Raw genomic sequence first — 22,498 nt, forward strand, 5'->3', positions numbered from 1 at the left:
TCTTTAATTGTCCTTATTTTTCAAATATACTTTCACTAATAATATTTAATTCATAATCACATTTTAAAATTTTTAAAAGAGTTTAATTAATTCTCACCTTAATAGAACTTATACCAAAAAAATACATAAAATTTATATCAAATTCCCTAAATATTTATTGATTCATCTTCTCTTAATATAAGAACTATAACTAAATCTTTTTAACAAAGTCAGCCTTAACAAAACCGTTTTTACCATACTTAGTTGTTATTCTATACCATCCAATATAATCTGAGTCTACCCAATCAATTCTAAATATTTCTCCATCATCTATAATTGCAACTACTTTTGAATCTGTAGTTCCTCTCTCCCTTACATTTAAGAAATCACTTACATTGTAGGTGGTAGCCATTTGAAATTTTTCTACATATTTAGAACTTACATATCCAGTAATATTTTTGTATTCAATAAGGTACCATCCTAAATAATTAGAATCTACCCACTTTATCATAAATTTCTCTCCGGCTGGTATCTTCCCTATAATCTTAGAGTCTATCTCCCCTTTTTCTCTTGTATTAAGATAAGTTGATACATTCTTAGTGGTTGCATTATACAATTTAAAATTATTTTTTACATCTAATATTTCTTCTTTAAATTCATTCATATCACAATTTCCTGATACACCAGCTACATTCCCTTTATCTGAATATTGAAACCCAATCCAACTACTCCAAACTCTATTATCCTTTGGTGCTTTTACTCCATATTCAGCTATCCAAAGGGGATAAACTCCTAATCTATTATCTAAATTATTATTTGCAAAGCTTGTATAAGTGTAAACAACAACCTCTCTATTTGTTATCTTTCTTACTTCTTCTAAGAATTCTATACACAAGGTGGTTAGTTCATACGCACTTCTACCCTCTGTAGTTTCAACATCTAAGGCTAATTTACAATCATAATCAGTAGCCCCTATCTCATTTAAATAATCAATAAAATATTTAGCTTGTCTTTTTGCATTTTTATTAGGCTTAAAGAAATGATAAAAACCAACCTTTAAGCCCTCAGCTTTTGCTCTTTCATAATTTTGTTTTGCATATGAATCCTTAAAATAGTCTCCCTCTGTTGCCTTAATATAAACTACTTCAATCCCCTCATTTTTTACACTTTTAAAATTTATATTACCTTGCCAATTTGACACATCAATTCCATTTAAATTATTACTATTTCTTCCTTCCATAAATTACTCCTTCTTTTGTATATTTTTTTATATTACATTCTATGATTTTCTTTACTAAAGCTACATAACTTTAATTATTCTTTTTAAGTTTTTATTTATTAAACCCTATCTTCATAATATAAAAAGTGAGTCACTTAAAATTTGTAAACTTATATTTTATTTTTAAAAATTATTTGACAGAAGCTTATAAAAGATATAAAATTAATTTATACAATTTAATTGTATACAATTAAATTTAACAAAACAGATTTAGGAGGATTTTATTATGAAACAAAATGAAAATGAAGTTTTATTAAAATTACAACAAGGAGAATTAGATGCAGTTCTTGTTTATAGAAAACTTGCTGAACTTGCTAGTTCTGAAGAAGAAAAAAATGTTTTATTAAGCATAGCAGCAGATGAAGGAAGACATGCCTCAATAATAAGAGAATATTCAAAAGAGATTTTAAAACCTTGCAATAAATCATCTGAAGAAATAGAAGCTGCTTATAAAAACTTAGGTAAAGAGAAAGTTTTTGAAATGCTTATAAATGCTGAAATTAATGGTGGCCCAGTATATGAAAAACTTGGAGAAGAATTCCCTAGACTTAAAGAAATAGCTAAGGATGAAATAAAACATGGTAATTTATTAAAAGTATTAATAGGAAAAAGCAATCTAAACTAATTTAGATTGCTTTTTCTATAGTGTTAAATATATATCTAGAATAAATATCCCTAAAATACAGCCTAGTATTTAAAGTTTATTTAATTTACTTCTTTACTAGCAAACTGACTATTATAAAGACTTTCGTAATAACCACCTTGCTTCATTAACTCTTCATGAGTTCCCTGTTCAATTATATTACCATCATTCATTACTAATATTAAATCTGCACTTCTTATAGTTGAAAGTCTGTGAGCTATAACAAAGCTAGTTCTATCCTTCATTATATTTCTCATGGCCTTTTGAAGTAATAATTCTAATCTAGTATCAACTGAACTTGTGGCCTCATCTAGTATTAATATAGCTGGATCTTTTAAAATTGCTCTAGCTATAGTTAAAAGTTGCTTTTCTCCCTGAGATACATTTGAAGCCTCTTCATTTAATAACATATTGTATCCGCCAGGTAATGTTTTTATAAAATGATGAACATTTGCAACCTTTGCTGCCTCTATTATTTCTTCTTTAGTGGCATCAAATCTACCATACCTAATATTATCATAAATAGTTCCATTAAATAGCCATGTATCTTGAAGAACCATACCAAACATAGATCTTAAATCTTCACGTTTCATATCTCTAATATCAACACCATCTATTTTAATTGAACCCCCTTGAACATCATAAAATCTCATTAAAAGATTAATAAGAGTAGTTTTACCTGCTCCAGTTTTTCCAACAATGGCAACCATCTGACCACTTTTGACATCTACGCTTAAATCTTTTATAAGTGGCTTATCTTCCTTATATCCAAATTTAACATGGTCAAAAGTTACATCTCCCTTTGGCTTCTCAATTTTTATAGCATTATTAGGATCTTTAACCTCTTCTTCTTCCTCTAAGAATTCAAAAACCCTATTAGCGGCAGCCACTGCTGATTGTATTGCTGATGATAATTGAGTTACTTGAGATAAAGGCTGATTTATTTGCCAAATATAACGTATAAATGCTTGAAGATTACCAACGGTAATTCCACCACCTATAGCTATTATAGAACCTACTACCCCTACCACAGCTATTCCTAAATAAGTAACAAGACTTATTAAAGGTGACATTATACCTGATATAAATTGAGCTTTAAACCCTGTTTCTCTTAACTCTTCATTTACCTTTACAAATTCATTTAAGGCATCATCTTCTTTTCCATATAACTTTAATTCATTAAAGCCTGTGTACATTTCTTGTACTTTTCCATTAAGATTTCCTAAGGCCTTTTGTTGACTATTAAATAATTTCTGAGATTTAGAAACTATTATCTTTGTAATTAAAATACTTAAAGGTATTATTAATGTTGCAATTAATGCTAGCTTAATATTTATTGAATACATCATTATCAAAGCTAATCCTACAGATAAAAATGCATTTATTACCTGTACAAAACTTTGCTGCAATGCATTAGAAATGGTATCTACATCATTAGTGATTCTACTTAGTACATCTCCATAACTATTACCATCAAAATATCTTATTGGAAGTCTATTTATTTTTTTCTCAACTTCATTTCTAATATTTTTCATGGTATTTTGAATTGCATTAGTTAATAAGAAACTTGCTATAAGAGTTGATCCTGTACCACCTGCATAAACTAAAAATAATAAGATTAATACCTTAAAAATATAATTAAAGTTAACTGAAGCTCCAGAAACTCCTCTTATAATTCCCTCAAAATCCTTAGTTAATTGAGTTATTATTAATCCTTCTGTTCTTGGTGCTATAGCAGTGAAAACAGCTGCTGAAATTATAAATAAAATAGCTCCTAAAAAAGCCCACTTATACTTACCAACAAAAGGAGAAATCTTTTTTACTACTGATTTAAATTTATTCATTTGCTAACTCCTCCTCTGTAAGTTGTGATGTTGCTATTTCATGATAAATAGGACAATTTTTTATTAATTCCTTGTGAGTTCCTATTCCAACTACTTCCCCTTCATTTAGAACTATAATCTTATCTGCATCCATTATAGAACCTATTCTCTGAGCCACTATTAATACAATGGCATCCTTTGTTTCAGATCTAAGTTCTTTTCTTAAGATTGCATCTGTTTTGAAGTCTAAAGCTGAGAAACTATCATCAAAAATATATATATCAGGCTTTCTAACTATTGCTCTAGCTATGGAAAGTCTTTGCTTTTGTCCACCAGATACGTTAGAACCACCCTCTGTTATTATCTCATCAAATTTGTTAGGCTTATTTGAAATAAATTCATAGGCCTGTGCAATTTTAGCTGAATCCTCAACCTCTTTATACTCTGCATCTTTCTTACCAAACTTTATATTATTTGCTATGCTACCAGTAAATAAAAGAGTCTTTTGAGGAATGAAACCTATTTTTTTACGTAGATATTTTAAATCATAATCTCTTACATCTACTCCATCTATTTTTATACTTCCCTTAGTAACATCATAAAATCTTGGAATTAAGTTTATAAGTGTACTCTTACCACTACCTGTACTTCCTATAAAGGCAATAACTTCTCCCTTTTTACCACTAAAGGATACATCTTTAATTACAGGCTCCTCTCCATTTGGATAAGTAAAAGATACATTTTCAAACTCTATTGTTCCCTTGTTTTCTGTATCCTTTATTCCATTTTTAGGACTTTTTATTATTGGTTCTGTATTTAAAACTTCCATAATTCTATTAGCAGAAACCTGTGCTTTTGGATACATTACAAAAACCATAGAAAATAGCATTATTGAAAACATTGCATGGAATAGATATTCAATAAAGGCAACTAATTGACCAACTTGAAGTGTTCCTACATTTATCATCTTACTAGATATCCAAAAGATAACTATAATAGCGATATTAAGTAGGAAAAAGAAAAGTGGTTGAGATATTGCCATAAGTTTATTTAACTTTTTAGCCACCTCTGCATAGGATTCATTTGTTTCATCAAATCTCTTCTCCTCATACTTTTCATTTCCAAAGGCTCTTATTACCCTTATACCAGTTAAATTTTCTCTAGATATTCTATTTAACTTATCTAACCTTTTTTGTAACTTTTCTGATAAAGGTTCAGAAGTTTTAGCTATTAATATAACCCCTAAAATTATTATAGGGATTACCACTGCTAAAACTAAAGATAAGGAAAGGCTTGTTTTAAGTATCATTACTAAACTTATAGTAAACATAACTGGTGTGATTAAAGCCATTTTTAGAAGTGTGTTTGTAAATTGTAAAATAACAAAAGGATCGTTTGTAGTTCTTGTTATCATAGAAGAAACTCCAAACTCATCATACTCTGTATGGGAAAACTCTTGAGCTTTTTTAAATATATCATTTCTAATATCCTTAGTTATTCCCGTTGAAATCTTAGATGAACAATATCCAAGTAATATTGTTCCCATAACACCAACTATAGAAATAACTACTATTACTAGGCCCATTTTTTTGATATAAGAAATATCATTATTTATTATTCCAATATCTATAACTTTTGCCATAATAGTTGGAATTCCAAGCTCAACTAAAGCAAACCCAAATACTGATATAACATTTAAGATAAAAATTGATTTGTAGTTCTTTAAATATTTTAGTATTAGTTTCATTGCTATATACCCCTCCCTTTCTCAAAATTTTTATAATGTAATTATTAATTATACCAAAACTAACTCTTTCTCATAAGTGTATTTTTAGTTATTTATATGTTAATTTTTTTCATATTCTTTAATTAATATATTTAATCTTCAATTTATAAGTTCTATTAAATATTATTATACTAAAAATATATTTTTAATATTTATAGTATAATATTTTAAATTCTATCAATATTGATTTGTATTATATTTTAAAAATATTTAAAATACTAAAATAAAAATAGACCATAATAACTGCCCCCAACTTTTAAGAGGTTGCTATTTATCATGGTCTATTAAATATACTTACTATATTTTTATTTTAATCTAAGATTATTATGCTTTTAATCATAAGCACTTTTTACTTAGATAATTCCATATTCTTTTAATAATTTTTCTATGTCAGTTCCTGCTATTTGTTTCATTACTTTTCTCTTTGCTAAAGGTGGTAAATCAAGTTTTGGTTTTTCACCATCTAATAAACATACTCCAGCATTTAATAAGTAACGAATGTCATATCTTGATGCATATACCTCTGGTACTCCCTTTTCAACTCCAGTTAATACATATACTGCTTCCATAGCTGTACGTCCTGAGTATTCAATAGTAAATACTGTATCTCTTCCTGGATCGTCTAAAGTTTCTGCAAATTGTCCAAGGAAAGCAAAGTTAACTGCATTCTTAGGAACAACATAAGGTCTGTCTCCAAATTCACGAGGCATAAATTGTGAAGTTATAAATGGCATCATTACAGGAATTGCTGTACAAGACTCAGCAAGTTCTTCAATTTCATCAACTGGAACGCCTATATGGAATAACCATTCCTTTGTAATTTCCTTACCAGTACAATCTCTCATAGGTTTCTTAATATAATCACCCTCAACATCTGAGAATAGTCCATATACCCAAACTACTACATCTTTTTCTGGTTGGCCATAATATTGTTCTTGACGATTTATAGTCCAACTCATTAGCCATGAAGAATCCACAGCTGTAACTATTCCTCCTGTTACAGTCTTTCCTCCATATGGTGAACGTTTAGTTATTTTTTCAATGTATTTTGGTACACGTTCATCATGACAAGTTACTGTACAAGATTCCCAGTTTGATTTTTCAGTGTCAGTACAGAATTTATCTGGATGTCCAAATTCATCTGATTGTTTAGCAATATTTCTCCATAATTCCCAGCATCCTTGTGGTTCTTTATTAAATGGAGCAGGAGTATTATCATCACCATATCCTGAACCTTCTGTCATAGAACCATTAGTTATGAATACTAAATCATTTTCAGTTAAGTTTACAGAAATATCTTTTCCGTTTTTATCCTTAGCAACTATTTTTTTAGCCACTTTTTTATCATCGCTTATGTCAAATTCTACATTTTCAACATGTACTCCATATTCAAACCTAGCCCCATTTTCTTTTAAGAATTTAACCATTGGTTTTACAAAAGATGTATATTGATCATGTCTTGAGAATTGCAGTGCTGAAAGTGTTGGTAATCCACCAACATGGTGTATAAATCTATTCATATATAATTTCATTTCTAAAGCACTATGCCAGTTTTCAAAGGCAAACATAGTTCTCCATAATGTCCAAAAGTCTGTATTTAAAAGTTCTTCAGAGAATATTTCATCAATTGATTTATCTTGAAGTTCTTCATCTGGTATAAGAACAAACTCTGCTAATTCCTTAGCTAAATCTTGTCCTAAATTAAATTTAGCATTGTCATATCTTTCTCCATTTTTATGGGTTATACGACAATTACTATAGTTTGGATCATCATAATTTGTGTAGAAGAAATGATCTAATACTGTCATATTTGGATCTTCAGTAGATGGAAGTGAACTAAATAAACCCCATAAAACTTCAAAGTGATGTCCCATTTCACGTCCACCACGAGCTACATAACCTAGATTTTGAAGTACTTCTCCATCTAAAGAGCCTCCTGGAAGATCTAATTGTTCAAAAAATGTTATTTTGCTACCATCCATATGTGCATCTCTAATTAAAAAACATCCTGCTGCTAATGCACCTATTCCAGTACCAATTAAATATGCACTTTTATTTTCAATTCCTTTAGGTTTTCTAGCGTGTACTAATGCATGATAGCTTCCATTTGTTAAAGTAAGTCTGTCATCATGTGTTTTAAGTTTCATAAAATCCCCTTCTTTCTTAAAACTAGCTATAAGTTTTCAAAACAAATCTTAGCCCTTTTTAAATCAATCCTTGATTAATAAGTTATAATCTTATGAATATAAGATTTTATTTACTAAGTGTAAGTTTTAAAAATAACTCTAACTTCCTTTAAATCTATAATATAACCTTTTACCATATATTTCATTAGATAAATAAGGGGAGTGTTCAAAGTTCAAACACTTAAACACATCTGACTAAAAATTAGGCATAACTCTCTTTGTGCCTAAATTTCTAAAGATTTCTTAAAAGAGTTAAAAGATTTTTATTAATCATTAGGGTATTTCCTGATTAATTTATTAATCCTATAAATTATTTCTCACCGATTTTATTAAACTCTTCACTACGCTGAAGTGATAATTTTATATTTCCATCAAATAATTTTCCTATTCTTCTTATGATGGCATCTGGATCTTCCTTCATTCCAGAAGAAATCCATTGAATTACCATTTCTGTAAGTGCACATTGATAGAAAGTTGCTATTAGTTTCATGTCATATTCAGAAGCATTTATTCCATGGCTTAACTTCTTAACATACCTCTCCATCATGTTTCCTGAAACATTGTAAATATAATTAACTAATTCTTCCCTCTGCATTGAATTATATACATGATAAATTACTTTCTTATTTCCTAAGGCAAACCTTGTTGCTAGTACAAAGCTTTCCTCCCAAGACATGGTATCATTATATTCATCTATAACATTTTGAAGCTCAGTTTGAAAAAGTTCAGATAAAAGCTCATACATATCTGAATAATAATAGTAGAAAGTATTTCGATTAATTCCACAAGCTGATGCTATATCTTTTACAGTAATCTTATTTAGCGGTCTTTCATTTAACAACTCTATAAATACGCTACGAATCATTTTTTTAGTATATTGCTGAGCCAAAAGAATCTCCCCCTTTTGATTTCTATTAATAAATTATAACATTAACTTTATATTTTTTCATAAAATGGATATTAAAAAAGTACATATCAATTAAGACATGTACTTACTATAAAATTAATTATTTTCTTTTATAAATAATAGGATCATCATATCCAAAGGTTCTTTTTCCATTGACCTCTATAGTTTCAGATACCTCTAATTGTTTTTCTGAAAAACGTTCAAATAAAGTAAATTTCATAATAGGAGAGAAGTTACTAACACTTCCACCTTCCCAGAAATTTTCTTTAAACACATAAAAAGCAGGAGTAAATTTTTCAGATATTTTAAGATCTGAATAATCTATTAAATTCATATTTTCATAATTAAAAGATTTTTTATCATAACCTTCTGGAATTTCATAAGAAGTAAGCTTTATTCCTTTTGTTTCTTCTGTAAACAAAAATAGATGTGGTGATGCATGTGTTTTACCATTAGAAGTATAATAGCTTTCTTCTAAAAGAAATTTCCCTTTAAAATTTTCCGGCAAATTTTTTATCTTATTATTACAAACTGTATTAACATGTTCTGCAAATGGGAAATCCTTAACTCCATTATTTTCAAAATCCTTGAATTGTTCAAAGTTATCAAAATTTCCAATTAATAAGCTTAAAAAACAATCTAAATTACTCATATTTTACCCTCCATACAATTTAATAATTTTAAATAACCAATTTAATTAAGTATACTATTTTTTTTACTTACTGTCATTTACTTATAATAACTCTAAACTCCTTTTATAAACTGATCTTAAAACATTATAATATTAATCATATGGTCTTATAATGAATAAATTCACTCAAAATTATCAAATAAAATTTTGAGTGAATTTATTTTATTTATTTTGTAAAAAAGTTACTTTAGCTAATTGAATATCAGTATTTTTCACATCTTTTATAGCCCAACTATTTAATCTATATTTTACATTTTTATATTGTGGAAATTCAATTTTTATAAATTGAGTATTCTTTGGTAAATTATAAGCATCAAATGTTGTTCTGGCATATCCTGGATGTTTTTCTACAAAATTATCTACTATTTTTACATTTCTAACTTCATTCCAAATTTCTCCGTCATCTGATGTAAATAATTTAAAATCTATATTACCACTTATTAATGATGATCTAATTGAATATCCTTCATATGCACCTGCACTTCTATTCCATGTGATTTTATCTTCAATAGTTTGATAGTAAGTAGTTAAATGTATATCTTTAACATTAGTAACATTATAAATTATAGATTCTCTACCTCCATTTTCTCCAACAGCTATACGATTATTTTCTAATCTAGGTTGACCCCCATAGTAAAAATTATCCTTGTTTTCTTCATTTAAATCTCCATCTGATAATTTTATTAAATTATTTGTATGAGAATAAGGAGTTACTTCATATCCTTTATTTTCTTTCTTATCAAGACTTCTTAAATCATCAAATTTTACATTTGCTTGATTAGGCATTTGATATACTCTTATCCAATCAATTAAATAATCTGAATTTTGCTTTGTATTTTGCTTATTATAATCAACATCACCAACCCAACCATCTCCAACTTGTGTCTCTAATATTGGGAACATAGGTCTAGTATGCATACCATCTCTGCCATCATCTCTTCCTTGAGTACTTTGAAATACTTCCTTTCCATCTATATACCATTTTATAAATTCTGGATCCCATTCAACTTCAAAGACATGAAAATCTTGACTCCAAGCCTCATAATTACTATTTCTAATTCCATTAGAAGCTTTATTTTTTCCTAATATTCCAAAGTGATTAGTTGTCCATGCACCCCAAGGATCTTGTCCTAAATATTCTAAAACATCTATTTCATCATGGCCTGTTTCATCTTGAGATAACATCCATATTGCTGGCCAAATTCCTTGAGAATCATTTACTTTTGCCCTTACTGCCATACGTCCAAATTGAAAAGAATATTTATTTTTTGATTCAATTCTTCCAGATGACCAAGTAACTTTTTGTTTATTTATACTTTGTCCTAAATAATTATCTACTCCAACAGCCTTAATTAATTCTTCTGTGCTATTAAAGTTTTTAGTGTTTATTGCTAAATAGCTATTATTGCCATCCTTTTTTATGCTTACTGCTCCCCTATTATAGATTGCACCATGGTTAACCATTCCATCTATAATAGTCCATTTATTCTCATCTATTTTTTCACCATTAAACTCGTCACTCCAAACAAGTTCATTATATTTGGATTGTGGTTCAACGTACTCATCTTTACTTTCATCATAATTATTTCCTGTTCCCCATATTTCAATCTCAGAATATTTTGTTTTACTCTTTCCATCTTTATCAATTGTAAAACGAATATATCTGCCTTTAGTATTAGAAGGTAAATTTATTACTTCTAAATCATTATTTTGTATCCAATTTATTTTACTAAAAACCTCTTTAAATCCATTGTTTGGAGAATTAGAAATAGCTACTTTAACAGATTTATAGTTCCCTGGTTCTAATTTAAACTTTATACTATTAAATTTATAAGTATTTTTATATTCAAATTGAAGCCAGTTATTTCCCATACTATTGTGTACAGCATAATTATCATCTATTTTTCCATCTGTAATTGCTTCTATATTACTTGGCTCTAATCCATAAACATACGGAAGCTTTCCACTTGCTAGATTTCTAGACTGAATATTGTCTGGCTGAGTTGGTACTTCAGACTTTGGAACATTAGCCATAACTTCTATTTCATTATAAAGATTTCCATTGCTATATCCTTTCCATGAACTATTAGTATTTTCAATATAATGTCCCTTTCCCCAAATTCGGATATATTGAGCATCAATAGCTTTATCTAAACTTATAATTTGAGGATTACCTTTACTTTCTCTACTTTCAATAATATCTTGCTTTTCAAACACAACAGATGTATTATCTTTTTCAAAATTTGGACTAGTTGATAATTCTACTTTTACATCTTTGAATGTTGATATTGCATTATCATAAGTATTTCTATAAATTTTGATTTCTTTTACTGGACGAATTTTTTTAAAATCATATTGTAGAAAAACAGGTTCCCATTTACTATATCCATTATCTAATCCTCCTGTTTCTTCTCCAACTATAACTTTAGTATTTAAACTATCATCATTACTAGATGAATTATCTCCATCAGTTGCTGAGTCTGGATGTAATATTGATACTTGTGGTACAGTAGAATTCCCACTAATAATCATATGTTTACTATTAGTAGTAGGTATTAAGCCATTTATTACATTTGTAAGTACATATTCATTCTCATCAGCTAAAACTAATTTACTAAAACTACTCAAGAAAATTGTACCTATAAAAGCAAATAAAATAAGAAATACGTTTACCTTTTTGAATTTCGAGAAAAATTTCATATACAGATTCCTCCTTTAATTATTAAAATATATTAAATTTATATTTTTCTTAATAAATAAAGTACTGATGAAAAATCATTTCCGCTATTACAAAAATAATCATCATTCATTGAAATTCCAACATTCATAAGTTCATCACCCTTAAATTCTTTTTCATAAGGATAACTCAACTTATAATCCCCATCTTTGTCTAATCCAAATAACTTTACTCTTTCCTTTCCTTCATTGGCATGATTTAAAAGCTTATAACATCCAAGAATAATAGTCTTCTCATCATTTGATTTAACCATCCAAGCAGAAATATTATTGTTATACGGATTCTTTATTCTATAAAATTTACCAAATTGAAAAACTTCTATATTTTCTTTATAAAACTGTATTTGCTTCTTTATTTCTTCTTTCTCAACATCCGATAAATTATTAACGTCAAGCTCATATCCTAAGTTACCGAAATATGCTACATTTGCTCTTGTTTCTAATGCAGTTTCTCTAAATACTTGTTGATTTGGAGATTCTGATACATGACTTCCCATAGATATTAAAGGATAAACTAAGGAGCTTCCATATTGAATTTTTATACGTTCTATAGCATCAGTATTATCACTAGTCCAAGTTTGAGGTGCATAGTATAACATACCTGGATCAAACCTAGCCCCTCCACTAGAACATGATTCAAAAAGTATATTAGGGAATCTTGTTGTCAATTTATCATATAACTTATAAACATTTAATATATACTTGTGATATACAGTACCTTGTAAATTTGCTCCTTTATCCTTGCTATAACATTCAGTTATATATCTATTCATATCCCATTTTACGTAGGAAATATTATAATCAGAAAGTAACTTTTCTATCTGGTTATATATATGGTCAACTACTTCATCCCTAGAAAAATCTAATGTATATTGATTTCTTGTATGGGAAGGTTTTCTATTAGGATCATGAATAATCCAATCTGGATGAGATCTATAAAGTTCACTCTCCTTATTAACCATTTCTGGTTCAATCCAGATACCAAAGTCCATACCAAGTTTATTTATATACTCTATTATTTCATTTAATCCATTAGGAAACTTTTCCTTATTTACAGTCCAATCTCCTAGGCCAGCATTATCATTATTTCTTTTTCCAAACCATCCATCATCTAAAACAAAAAGTTCTACTCCAAGCTTTGAAGCATTTGTAGCTAACTCTTTTATTTTTTCTTCATCAATAGAAAAGCTAAGTGCTTCCCAACTATTTAAAAGAATAGGCCTTACGCTATTTTTCCATTTTCCTCTCATTAAGCACTCTCTATACAGACTATGATATACTTGACTCATGTAATTTAGTCCCTTATCAGAATAAACTATAACTACTTCTGGAGTATAAAATTCTTCATTTAAATTTAAAGGCCAGCTAAATCTATCAGGATGAATTCCCATCATAATTCTAGTTTGATTATAAGTATCTACATCAATTTCTGCCATAAAGTTTCCACTGTAAACTAATGAAAATCCTATAACTTCTCCTGAAAACTCATCTGTATTTGATCTCCTAAGAGCTAAAAAAGGATTAAACTCTGCACTGCTAGCTCCTTTTAAACTATAAAACCCTTGAGTCCCTTCTTTAATGCTTCTATCATAAACATGTCTTTCTCTTCCCCATGCCCCATTAAGCTGAATCATATTATAATTAGAATCAGGTAAATCTAAATTAAAACTCATTGCCTTTTCTATATTTATTGACTTATTACTAAGATTTAAAAAACTAGCACTTCTTGTAATAACTGCTCTATCTTCAAATATAGTAAAATAGAGCTTCAATTTACTTTTTATTACCTCATCTAATAATGTGATTTCTAATGTTGTTGCATCTTCTTTGTTTTCAACATAGGTTTGTGGTAGCCCTTTTAATTTTAATTTTCCTTCTATTATTTTATGACTTTCATATTTAAAGTCTGAAATTTCACTACCATTTTCTTGTTTTATTAAAAATGCTCCCTTCCTAAAATCAGAAAGACCAAAGGTTGGATATTCTTGCCTAGTATTCTGTAAAGAAAATTTGTTATCCCCTTCATATACATAAGCAGCTAAAGGTCTATAAATACCTTCAAACAAATGATTATATGTTTTATAGGGATCTATTTTTTTACCAAAATATAAATTTCCAACATGTCCATTAGGTAGAATATGAATAATATAGCTAATTTCTTTATTATATAAATGAAATTCCTTCAATTCTTTATGAAAAATAATCGGCATTTTAATTCTCCTATCTAAAAAGTATTTTTAAAGTTTTCCTCCTGAAGTTGCTATACCCTCAATAAATTGTTTTTGGAAAATAATATACACAGCTAACATAGGCCATATTGCTAGTACTGATGCTGCCATAAGTTGAGGATAATTTACAGAATAAGCACTTTGAATTTTTGATAATGCAGATGATAAAGTAGCCGCATCTGTATTTGAGTTAACAATTAATGGCCACATTAAATCTTTAAATGCAAATAATGCTGTAAATATGCTTAAGGCAACTAATCCTGATCTTGCTAAAGGTAACATAACTTTAAAAAATGTTTGTCCTATATTACATCCATCTAAGTATGCGGCTTCCTCTAACTCCTTTGGTAATCCCATAAAAAATTGTCTTAAAAGGAAGGTTCCAAAGGCACTAACTAGTCCTGGAAAAACAAGGGCAAAAATAGTATTTCTCATGTTAATCTGGTCTATCATTAAATATTGTGGAATTATAAAAACTTGCGCTGGAATCATCATTTGGAATAAGACTAATCCAAACAGAAAATTTCTTCCTGGAAATTCTAATCTTGCAAAGGCATAGGCTGCCATTGCACTAAATAAAACTGAGCAAATCACTCTAAAAATCATCATTAAAAATGTATTTATATATAATGCTAAAAAGTCATTTCCCTTTATAACTTCTATATAATTCTCTATTCTCCACTGACTTGGAAAAATAACAAAAGGATTCATCTGAGTAGATTCTGTTACTGATTTGAATGATGTTAATACCATCCATACAAAGGGTAATATCATGATTATTGCTATAATAATTAAAAATAAATGCATAAATATTCTAGATATTTTCTTTCCTTCCATTTAACTCACTCCTTATCTACATGTAATTTACCCATTTCTTCTGCAACTTCATTTGGATAAATGTAAATATTAAAATAATAATTAATAATAATATAATGATTGTTGATCCATACCCTTTATCTGAATACTTAAATGCATTATTATAGAATAAATAAACAAGTGATACTGTTTTATCGTAAGCAGGGCTTGTTATATCTATCATCATATAAATAACATCAAACACTTGCATAGACTGAATTATATTTGTAACAATTACAAAAAATAATGTTGGTGAAACTAAAGGAAGTGTTATATTGAAAAATTGATTTACAGAGTTAGCTCCATCAATAGTAGCTGCCTCATAATAATCTTTTGGTATTTCTTGAAGTCCTGCTAATATAAGTACCATACTATATCCAATAGTACTCCAAACCCCAATAATTATTATTGAGTATATAGCTATTTTAGGGTCATTTATCCAATCTATCTTAGGAATTCCTATCTTTCCAAGCAAATGATTTATTAATCCAAATTGTGTATTATATAACCATTTCCAAACCATTGTTATAGCAGCTGGTGTGGCTACCATTGGAATAAAATAAATAGTTCTATAAATATCTCTTCCCTTTATCTTTTTATTTAATATTGTAGCTAAAATAAGCGCAATGATTACGTTTAATGGAACAACAAAGAATGTATATTTTAAAGTATTAATAGTTGCTTGCCATACTTGCTCATCACCTAGTAATCTTATATAATTTTCAAATCCTATAAAAATATCATTTCTACCAAAATCACCACTTTTGTAAAAACTCATTTTTAACACTTGAAATATTGGTATAATATTTAGAATAATTAACCCTATAATAGTGGGAGCTACTAAAAAATATCCCCAAATCCATTCCTTTCTCTTTCTATTAGGAACAAAAAGTCTTTTAAATAAATTGTTTTTTCTAAGTTCCATAATTATTTCTCCTTATATTTAATAAAAAAACAATAGCTACTTTTTATTTTCACTATTGTTTTTTCATTTTGATTTACTTTTCTTGATTCAAATAGTCATTCATCATTTTAGCAATCTCTTTACAAGCTTCTTCAGCTGACATATCTTGAAGATATGCTTTCTTTAAAATTTCAGTAGCCTTATCTTCCCATTTAGCTGTAGAATTAGAATATGGTCTTATTTGAGCATAATCTAACATATCTACAAATGCTTTTGTATTAAAAGTAGTATTGTTCTTTGCCCATATATCAGCAGCTCCATTATATGCTGGAATTGCTATACCTAATTCACCTTGTTTTTCTTGTCCTTCTTTTGAGCTTAAATATTCTACCCATTTCCAAGCTTCCTCTGGATGCTCTGTTTTAGCTGAAATAGCGTTACCTAAACCATTGAATATTGTTGCTCTTTTTCCATCATTTGATGAAGGTAAAACAGTAACATCAAAATTTTTAGCCATATATTCATTATCAGCAAAAGAACCTAAATTCCAAGAACCAAAGAATCCCATAGCTGCTTGTCCATTTTGTAATGCCTCTGCTCTTTCTTTGTCATTAAAAATTTTAGGAGATAATCCTTCTTTAGAAAGATTAAAATAATAATTCATAGCCTCTATAGTTTTAGGGTTATCATATCCTGACTTCTTGTCATCAGTTATAATATCTCCACCATTTTGATATACAAAATTATAATATCCCTCTTGATTATGCAATGGTGCTAATACTCCAAATTGGCTTCCATCTGCCTTTGTTAATTTCTTTGAAACTTCATATAATTTATCCCAATTCCAAGTTTCATCAGGATAAGGTATTTGAGCTTCATCAAACATTTTCTTGTTATACCATAATCCAATAGTATCAAAATCCTTTGGAATTGCGTATTGATTATCATTTATGTTGTAAATTTCATTTAACCCCTCTGGGAAGTTTTTCAAATCAACTACTTCACTATTTTTAATATAATCATTTAGACTAAGTAACATTCCATTTGATCCATAACGATGAATTTCATTAGAGTGCATCCAAAATGTATCTGGTAATGATCCCCCAGTTGCAGCTGCTTCTAGCATTGTCCAATAATCATTCCATCCTATTACCTGTATATTAATCTTTGTGTTTGGATTTTTACTTTCAAATTCATCAGCTAACTTACGTAACCCTTTTTCTTGTCCTGAATCCCATATTGCATAGGAAAGTGTTACAGTTCCATCATTAGATTTACCAACTTTCTCCTGACCTTTACTACCACATCCAGATAAAAATAAAGTACATAAGCTAAGAGCTACTAGTTTAAACCTCTTTCTCATTTTTGTTCCCCCTTAAAACTTTTATAATTTAAGTTTATTAATTTTTAATAATTTGTAACTATACTTAAATTTTACCATTGAAAACGTTATTAAAGAATGTTATTATTGTTCTTAAATATATTAATATCTGTACTTTTGTAAAATCATCATATATTTCATATTTTTATAATATATTTTGGAGGTTACTTATGTCTAAGTTTGAAACTTATGTATTTAATAATGAAAATTATATAGATTTAAAACCAATTCAATTCGGTTCTGAAAAATGCGATCCATTACACTCAGTAGGCCCAACAGTAAAAAATAATTATTTATTTCATTATGTTATATCTGGTAAAGGGAAATTTTTTTCTGTTGATCCAAAAACATTTGAAAAAAAATATTATGAGGTCTCTCCTGGTGAAGGATTTTTAATCTGCCCAAATGAAATATGCTCATATCAATCTGATGAAAATGATCCATGGCATTATATGTGGATTGAATTTAATGGAATAAAAGCAAAACTTTATATGGAAGAAGCTGGTCTAACTCCTGCTAATCCTATATTTAAACTTAAAGAAAGCATAAACTCTCTTAAAATCATTGAAGAAATGAAATCTATTATCAGTAATAACAAAAAAAATCCTAGCTTTCTAATAGGACATCTATACCTCTTTATTAATTCTCTAATAGAATTCTCATTAAATAGTACCTTAAATGAACTTGATACTCTAAATGAACTATATATCCGCGAAGCATTAAATTTTATTGAAGAAAACTATAATCGCAATATTTCAGTTGAAGACGTATCAAATAGATGTAATCTAAGTAAATCATATTTTACTCGTATATTTAAAAAACATATGAATACAACCCCACAAGAATTTTTAATTCAGTATAAAATGTTACAAGCTTGCAATTTATTAAAAGATAAAAGTTTATCTATTTCTCAAGTTGCTGAATTATTAGGTTATTCTAATCAATTTAATTTCTCAGTAGCCTTCAAGAAAAAATTCAATTTATCTCCATCTAAATGGAGAACAACTTTTATTAATAATATTTCTTAAAAATAATAATTCTCTTACTTTTCCTATTGTCTTAATTGAATTTTTCAATGCTTTTTTATAAAATAAAAATCCTCCAAAGGCTCTTTTTTCTGCCTTTAGAGGGTACTACTTTTTTGATTTTTTATTAAGTTTTTTGACTTTTTGTAAATGCAAGCAGTTTTGTGACTGGTTTTAAAAAAGTCCGTCAACTCCAGAACCATTGGTATCACTGACTTGCGACGAACCTTGATGAACTTTATATATTTTCTACTCACTATATATATACAATTAAATAAATTTCATTTTTTTATACTATTTTTTTAATTCCCTATATATAAAGAGTAAAAAAAGTCCGTCAATTCTAGCACATCCCTTAATATCACTAAAAAAGCTCTGGTTTCAACTCTGTCATTAGTATGTCACAACTCAGTCACACTAATAATTTTAAACTTTACAATTATTTTTTTATTAACTTAGCTACATTTTCTACGTGAGATGTATTAGGAAACATATCCACTGGTTGAACTTCTAAAGTTTTATAGCCATTCTCTTCTAATACTTGTAAGTCTCTTCCTAAGGTGCTTGGATCACAGCTTACATATACTATTTTTTTAGCATTTATATTTGTTATGGCATCTAGTAATTTTTTATCGCACCCTTTTCTTGGCGGATCTACTACTACCACATCAGCTTTTACTCCCTTATTTATTAAGTCTGGAATCACCACTTCTGATTCTCCAACGAAGAATTCCACATTCTCTACTTTATTTTCCTTTGCATTTATCCAAGCATTATCTATGGCCTGCGGAATTATTTCTACTCCATAAACCTTTTTAGCCTTTTGTGATAGGAATAATGTTATTGTTCCTGTTCCACAATATGCATCAAACACCTCTTCATTTCCTGTAAGATTTGCATATTCTAAAGCCTTACCATATAAAACCTCTGTTTGAGTAGGATTTACTTGGAAGAATGATAATGGAGATATGTTGAATCTAAAGTCTCCTATGTAATCTGATATTGTATCTTCTCCCCATAGAGTTTTACTTTCTAATCCTAATATTACATTAGTTTTCTTTAAGTTTATATTTTGTATAACACTCTTTATTCCAGGAATATTTTTAACCATTAAGTCTACAAACTCTTCTTTATGAGGAAGTTTTTCTCCATTTGTAACTAAGACAACCATAACCTCATTAGTTGTAAAACCTCTTCTTATCATTATATGTCTTACTATTCCCTTTTCATCATACTCACCATCTACATTATATGGTCTTATATTAAATTTCTCTATCCACTCTCTAGTAAGTTTAACAACCTTATCTCCTATTTCATCTTGAATTAAGCAAGATTCCATGTCGATAATATCATGACTTCTTGGAGCAAAGAATCCTATTTTAACCTCTCCATTAATTAATCCTATTGGTAATTGAACCTTATTTCTATATCTCCAAGGATTCTCCATTCCTAAAGGATATTTAACTATACTAGGATCTAACTTTCCAATCTTGCTAACACAGTCCTTAACTCTATCCCATTTAAAATCTAATTGTGCTTTGTAAGAAGCGTGCTGAAGCTTACATCCACCGCATCTTTTATAAATAGCACAAGGTGGATTAACTCTTTCCTCTGAAGCTTCTAATACTTCCATAAGTTTTCCATAAGCAAAATTTTTATTAACCTTAACTATTCTTACTTTAACCTTTTCGCCCTTTAAAGCTCCCTCAATAAAAATTGGGTATTTATTATCAATTTTAGCTATTCCTTCACCCTCATATCCTTGAGAGATTATATCAAAAATATATTCTTTATTCTTTTCAACCATCAACTAAAACTCCCTTATATATTTAATCATCTATTCTATATGTTTTATTTCATAATAACTAACTTTTAAAGTTTATCATATGAAATTACCTTTTACAACGCACTATTAATAAGCTTTTTCTACTAGATTAAGTTAAAATACTCTTAACTTCCTCACCTATTATCTTTATTCCCTTTTCTATCTCTTCCTCTGAAAGCCTTGTAAAACCAATCCTTAAGGTATCTCTCTTCTCTCGCCCTTTAATATTATGTCCCTCTAAAGAAAACACTCTATTTTCTTTTTCTAGGTAAAGGTCCTTATCTATATAAAATAAATCTCCAGGCATAAAGAGAACTCCCCTATCATAGCACCTTTTTAAAAGCTCTCTTGTATCAACGCCTTTTATTTTTAAGAACATATAGAGTCCACCTTCACCCCAAATTTCTGCTTCTTTAATATATTTTTCTATAATCCTCTTAGTAAATTTATATTTTTCCTTATAAACTTTTCTAACTTTCTTAATATACTTTTCAAAGGCTCCACTTATCATGAAATCATAAAGAATTCCTTGATCTAAGAAGGAGGTGTGGATATTTCTACATCTTTTTACGCTTTCTAATATCCCTATTATTTTCTTATCTCCATATACCCATCCTATTCTTAAACCTGGAAATAATATTTTAGAAAAACTTCCTATGTATATTACTCCATTACTTTCTCTATCTAAGGATGCTAAAGGAATAGTTGGTGAACTTTCATATAAAAGCTCCTCATTAAAACCATCCTCTATAATAGGAATACCAGCATCTTTTAAAATATTATATACCTCTTCTCTTTTTTTAATAGATGCCACAACTCCTGTTGGGTTATGATATGAGGGAATTAAGTAAGAAAATTTAATCTTTTCCCCAAATTTTTTAATTTTTTTATTTAAATCCTCTATGTCCATGCCATCTTTGGTCATTTTAACTCCAATAATATTTAGTTTGTGAGTCTTCATTATTTTTAAAGCTGTGTTATGAGTTGGATTTTCACAAAGTATATAATCTCCCTCTTTTGTAAATGCAGAAAGCATCATATCTAGTCCTTCTGTAAATCCATTAGTTACTATTATTTCTTTTTCCTCTGAATAAGCACCCTTTTCTTTCATATAATCCTTTAAATAATCTATAAAAGGTTTATATCCCACAGCATAACCATAATTAACTATTTTATGTTTTTCTAAGGCAATTCTATTAGAAAAGGATCTCTTTAACTCCTCAATATTAAAAAGATTTCCTGGAGGAGCTATACTTTTAAAAGAAATCATTCCCTTTTCCCACTTCTCTTCACTTTTTATAATATCTAAACTTTCAGCTAATACTCCATATTCATTAGTTTTATACTTCCAATCAATATTCCACTTATTATCCTCTTTAATTTCAGAGTTTTCTTTCTTCATTGATGAAACATTAGTAGATTTCTCATTAGAAAATTCTTTTTTTACAAAAGTTCCCTTACCTTTTATGGTTTCAACAAAGCCTTCACTTTCTAAAATTTCATAAGCAGACATAATAGTATTTCTTCCTATTGATAAAATACTGCTAATCTCTCTTGAGGAAGGCAGTTTACTTCCTTCTATTAAAACGCCTCTATTAATAAGCTCCCTAATATACCTTGCTATTTGTATATACTTCTTCTCATTTTCATTAAAAGTTAAATTCTTAAACATAACTTCCTCCAAAGTAAATTCATAAAAAACCTTTCTTTTAAGATAAAACTTATTTTTAATTACATAATTTTAAAAATTAAATAAAATCTCTTTTTGCTCCACGCTTTCAACATTAAACTAAATAAATTCTATCATATATTTTTTTATTCAAACAACTATATCCATTCATAGATTCAAATTCCAGTATAAATAAACTCCTTTTTACACATTATATATACTGTTGGTAGTTCCAACAAAGAGGTTCTTAATTTAAGGAGGAATTTATTATGAAACACAATTCAAGTATCGGATGTACAGTTCATGAATGTAAGTACCATTGTAATGAGGACAATTATTGTACTCTAAACAAAATCGAAGTTGTAAAGCACACTGCTGAAGCATCTTCTACAGAATGTACTGATTGTGGAAGTTTCGAAAGAAAATAATAAATTTTTACTCTAACACCAAAAAGGAGGCTATATTTTAGCCTCCTTTTCCAAATTTTTATGTTGAATTATATTATTTTAAACTTTACTTTATTAAATTACTTAGCAAAACTTTACAACTTAATTTTTTCTATTTTAATTACATAAATGAAA

Annotated in this window: 16 protein-coding genes; 3 read left to right on the forward strand and 13 right to left on the reverse strand. The window is 28.3% G+C overall.

The annotated features are described in order from the left end of the window. Positions 1 to 190: 190 nt before the first annotated feature. Positions 191 to 1,219 (reverse strand): GH25 family lysozyme, encoded by a 1,029-nt coding sequence (locus I6G60_RS14530; protein ID WP_011590164.1) that lies wholly within the window; start codon positions 1,217 to 1,219, stop codon positions 191 to 193. Between the two features lie 265 nt (positions 1,220 to 1,484). On the opposite strand from I6G60_RS14530, the gene I6G60_RS14535 reads away from it, so the two are divergent. Further along, complete coding sequence (locus I6G60_RS14535) at positions 1,485 to 1,883, forward strand: ferritin family protein (RefSeq protein ID WP_011590163.1); 399 nt, start codon at positions 1,485 to 1,487, stop codon at positions 1,881 to 1,883. Between the two features lie 80 nt (positions 1,884 to 1,963). On the opposite strand, the gene I6G60_RS14540 is transcribed toward I6G60_RS14535, so the two are convergent. The 10 genes from I6G60_RS14540 to I6G60_RS14585 all read right to left on the reverse strand — a co-directional run bounded on the left by I6G60_RS14540 (position 1,964) and on the right by I6G60_RS14585 (position 17,380). Then, complete coding sequence (locus tag I6G60_RS14540; RefSeq protein WP_003450049.1) at positions 1,964 to 3,745, reverse strand: ABC transporter ATP-binding protein; 1,782 nt, start codon at positions 3,743 to 3,745, stop codon at positions 1,964 to 1,966. After that, on the reverse strand, positions 3,738 to 5,471 hold the full coding sequence (locus tag I6G60_RS14545) for an ABC transporter ATP-binding protein (protein WP_003450134.1): 1,734 nt from the start codon (positions 5,469 to 5,471) through the stop codon (positions 3,738 to 3,740). Before I6G60_RS14545 ends, I6G60_RS14540 begins: the two co-directional genes overlap by 8 nt. Before the next feature lie 392 nt (positions 5,472 to 5,863). Continuing rightward, entirely contained in the window at positions 5,864 to 7,657 is a 1,794-nt protein-coding gene (locus I6G60_RS14550; protein WP_003450039.1) for an oleate hydratase, read from the reverse strand. A 349-nt stretch (positions 7,658 to 8,006) separates the two neighbouring features. After that, a complete protein-coding gene (locus I6G60_RS14555) occupies positions 8,007 to 8,585 on the reverse strand; it encodes a TetR/AcrR family transcriptional regulator (RefSeq protein ID WP_003455253.1) in 579 nt (192 codons plus the stop codon). 118 nt (positions 8,586 to 8,703) lie between these two features. Continuing rightward, positions 8,704 to 9,255 carry a hypothetical protein gene (locus I6G60_RS14560; protein WP_061414539.1) on the reverse strand — a complete coding sequence of 184 codons (552 nt, stop codon included), beginning with the start codon at positions 9,253 to 9,255 and terminating at the stop codon, positions 8,704 to 8,706. Positions 9,256 to 9,456: 201 nt separating this feature from the next. Continuing rightward, positions 9,457 to 11,994, reverse strand: a complete 2,538-nt coding sequence (locus I6G60_RS14565; protein ID WP_111744016.1) for a family 16 glycosylhydrolase — start codon at positions 11,992 to 11,994, stop codon at positions 9,457 to 9,459. Between the two features lie 38 nt (positions 11,995 to 12,032). Then, the gene (locus tag I6G60_RS14570) at positions 12,033 to 14,240 is read right to left on the reverse strand and encodes an alpha-galactosidase (RefSeq protein ID WP_111744015.1); all 2,208 of its coding nucleotides are present in this window, start codon (positions 14,238 to 14,240) and stop codon (positions 12,033 to 12,035) included. Positions 14,241 to 14,267: 27 nt separating this feature from the next. Next, positions 14,268 to 15,095, reverse strand: coding sequence for a carbohydrate ABC transporter permease (locus I6G60_RS14575; RefSeq protein WP_003461150.1), 828 nt, complete (start codon positions 15,093 to 15,095; stop codon positions 14,268 to 14,270). A 16-nt stretch (positions 15,096 to 15,111) separates the two neighbouring features. Beyond that, positions 15,112 to 16,038: a carbohydrate ABC transporter permease gene (locus I6G60_RS14580; protein ID WP_003455606.1), complete on the reverse strand. Its 927-nt coding sequence runs from the start codon at positions 16,036 to 16,038 to the stop codon at positions 15,112 to 15,114. A gap of 73 nt (positions 16,039 to 16,111) precedes the next feature. Next, positions 16,112 to 17,380 carry a sugar ABC transporter substrate-binding protein gene (locus I6G60_RS14585; RefSeq protein WP_197925499.1) on the reverse strand — a complete coding sequence of 423 codons (1,269 nt, stop codon included), beginning with the start codon at positions 17,378 to 17,380 and terminating at the stop codon, positions 16,112 to 16,114. 188 nt (positions 17,381 to 17,568) lie between these two features. On the opposite strand from I6G60_RS14585, the gene I6G60_RS14590 reads away from it, so the two are divergent. Continuing rightward, the gene (locus tag I6G60_RS14590) at positions 17,569 to 18,426 is read left to right on the forward strand and encodes an AraC family transcriptional regulator (RefSeq protein ID WP_003461121.1); all 858 of its coding nucleotides are present in this window, start codon (positions 17,569 to 17,571) and stop codon (positions 18,424 to 18,426) included. A gap of 436 nt (positions 18,427 to 18,862) precedes the next feature. Here the strand turns inward: I6G60_RS14590 and rlmD are convergent, their stop codons facing one another. Beyond that, positions 18,863 to 20,230 carry a 23S rRNA (uracil(1939)-C(5))-methyltransferase RlmD gene (gene rlmD / locus I6G60_RS14595; RefSeq protein ID WP_111744014.1) on the reverse strand — a complete coding sequence of 456 codons (1,368 nt, stop codon included), beginning with the start codon at positions 20,228 to 20,230 and terminating at the stop codon, positions 18,863 to 18,865. Between the two features lie 127 nt (positions 20,231 to 20,357). Further along, a complete protein-coding gene (locus I6G60_RS14600) occupies positions 20,358 to 21,920 on the reverse strand; it encodes an aminotransferase-like domain-containing protein (protein ID WP_061414392.1) in 1,563 nt (520 codons plus the stop codon). A 266-nt stretch (positions 21,921 to 22,186) separates the two neighbouring features. Here I6G60_RS14600 and I6G60_RS14605 point away from each other — a divergent pair, with 266 nt between their 5' ends. Then, complete coding sequence (locus tag I6G60_RS14605; RefSeq protein ID WP_003479004.1) at positions 22,187 to 22,345, forward strand: DUF1540 domain-containing protein; 159 nt, start codon at positions 22,187 to 22,189, stop codon at positions 22,343 to 22,345. Positions 22,346 to 22,498 lie beyond the last annotated feature (153 nt).

The sequence above is a fragment of the Clostridium perfringens genome, from assembly GCF_016027375.1.
In the GTDB taxonomy this organism is placed as follows: Bacteria; Bacillota; Clostridia; order Clostridiales; family Clostridiaceae; genus Sarcina; species Sarcina perfringens.

What these genes read in the sequence shown, in the direction of transcription:
- I6G60_RS14580 (WP_003455606.1), bottom strand. Translation starts at nt 16,038, where the DNA reads ATGGAACTTAGAAAAAACAATTTATTTAAAAGACTTTTTGTTCCTAAT.
- I6G60_RS14600 (WP_061414392.1), bottom strand. Translation starts at nt 21,920, where the DNA reads ATGTTTAAGAATTTAACTTTTAATGAAAATGAGAAGAAGTATATACAA.
- I6G60_RS14530 (WP_011590164.1), bottom strand. Translation starts at nt 1,219, where the DNA reads ATGGAAGGAAGAAATAGTAATAATTTAAATGGAATTGATGTGTCAAAT.
- I6G60_RS14590 (WP_003461121.1), top strand. Translation starts at nt 17,569, where the DNA reads ATGTCTAAGTTTGAAACTTATGTATTTAATAATGAAAATTATATAGAT.
- I6G60_RS14545 (WP_003450134.1), bottom strand. Translation starts at nt 5,471, where the DNA reads ATGAAACTAATACTAAAATATTTAAAGAACTACAAATCAATTTTTATC.
- I6G60_RS14605 (WP_003479004.1), top strand. Translation starts at nt 22,187, where the DNA reads ATGAAACACAATTCAAGTATCGGATGTACAGTTCATGAATGTAAGTAC.
- I6G60_RS14550 (WP_003450039.1), bottom strand. Translation starts at nt 7,657, where the DNA reads ATGAAACTTAAAACACATGATGACAGACTTACTTTAACAAATGGAAGC.
- I6G60_RS14535 (WP_011590163.1), top strand. Translation starts at nt 1,485, where the DNA reads ATGAAACAAAATGAAAATGAAGTTTTATTAAAATTACAACAAGGAGAA.
- I6G60_RS14575 (WP_003461150.1), bottom strand. Translation starts at nt 15,095, where the DNA reads ATGGAAGGAAAGAAAATATCTAGAATATTTATGCATTTATTTTTAATT.
- I6G60_RS14570 (WP_111744015.1), bottom strand. Translation starts at nt 14,240, where the DNA reads ATGCCGATTATTTTTCATAAAGAATTGAAGGAATTTCATTTATATAAT.
- rlmD (WP_111744014.1), bottom strand. Translation starts at nt 20,230, where the DNA reads ATGGTTGAAAAGAATAAAGAATATATTTTTGATATAATCTCTCAAGGA.
- I6G60_RS14585 (WP_197925499.1), bottom strand. Translation starts at nt 17,380, where the DNA reads ATGAGAAAGAGGTTTAAACTAGTAGCTCTTAGCTTATGTACTTTATTT.
- I6G60_RS14565 (WP_111744016.1), bottom strand. Translation starts at nt 11,994, where the DNA reads ATGAAATTTTTCTCGAAATTCAAAAAGGTAAACGTATTTCTTATTTTA.
- I6G60_RS14540 (WP_003450049.1), bottom strand. Translation starts at nt 3,745, where the DNA reads ATGAATAAATTTAAATCAGTAGTAAAAAAGATTTCTCCTTTTGTTGGT.
- I6G60_RS14560 (WP_061414539.1), bottom strand. Translation starts at nt 9,255, where the DNA reads ATGAGTAATTTAGATTGTTTTTTAAGCTTATTAATTGGAAATTTTGAT.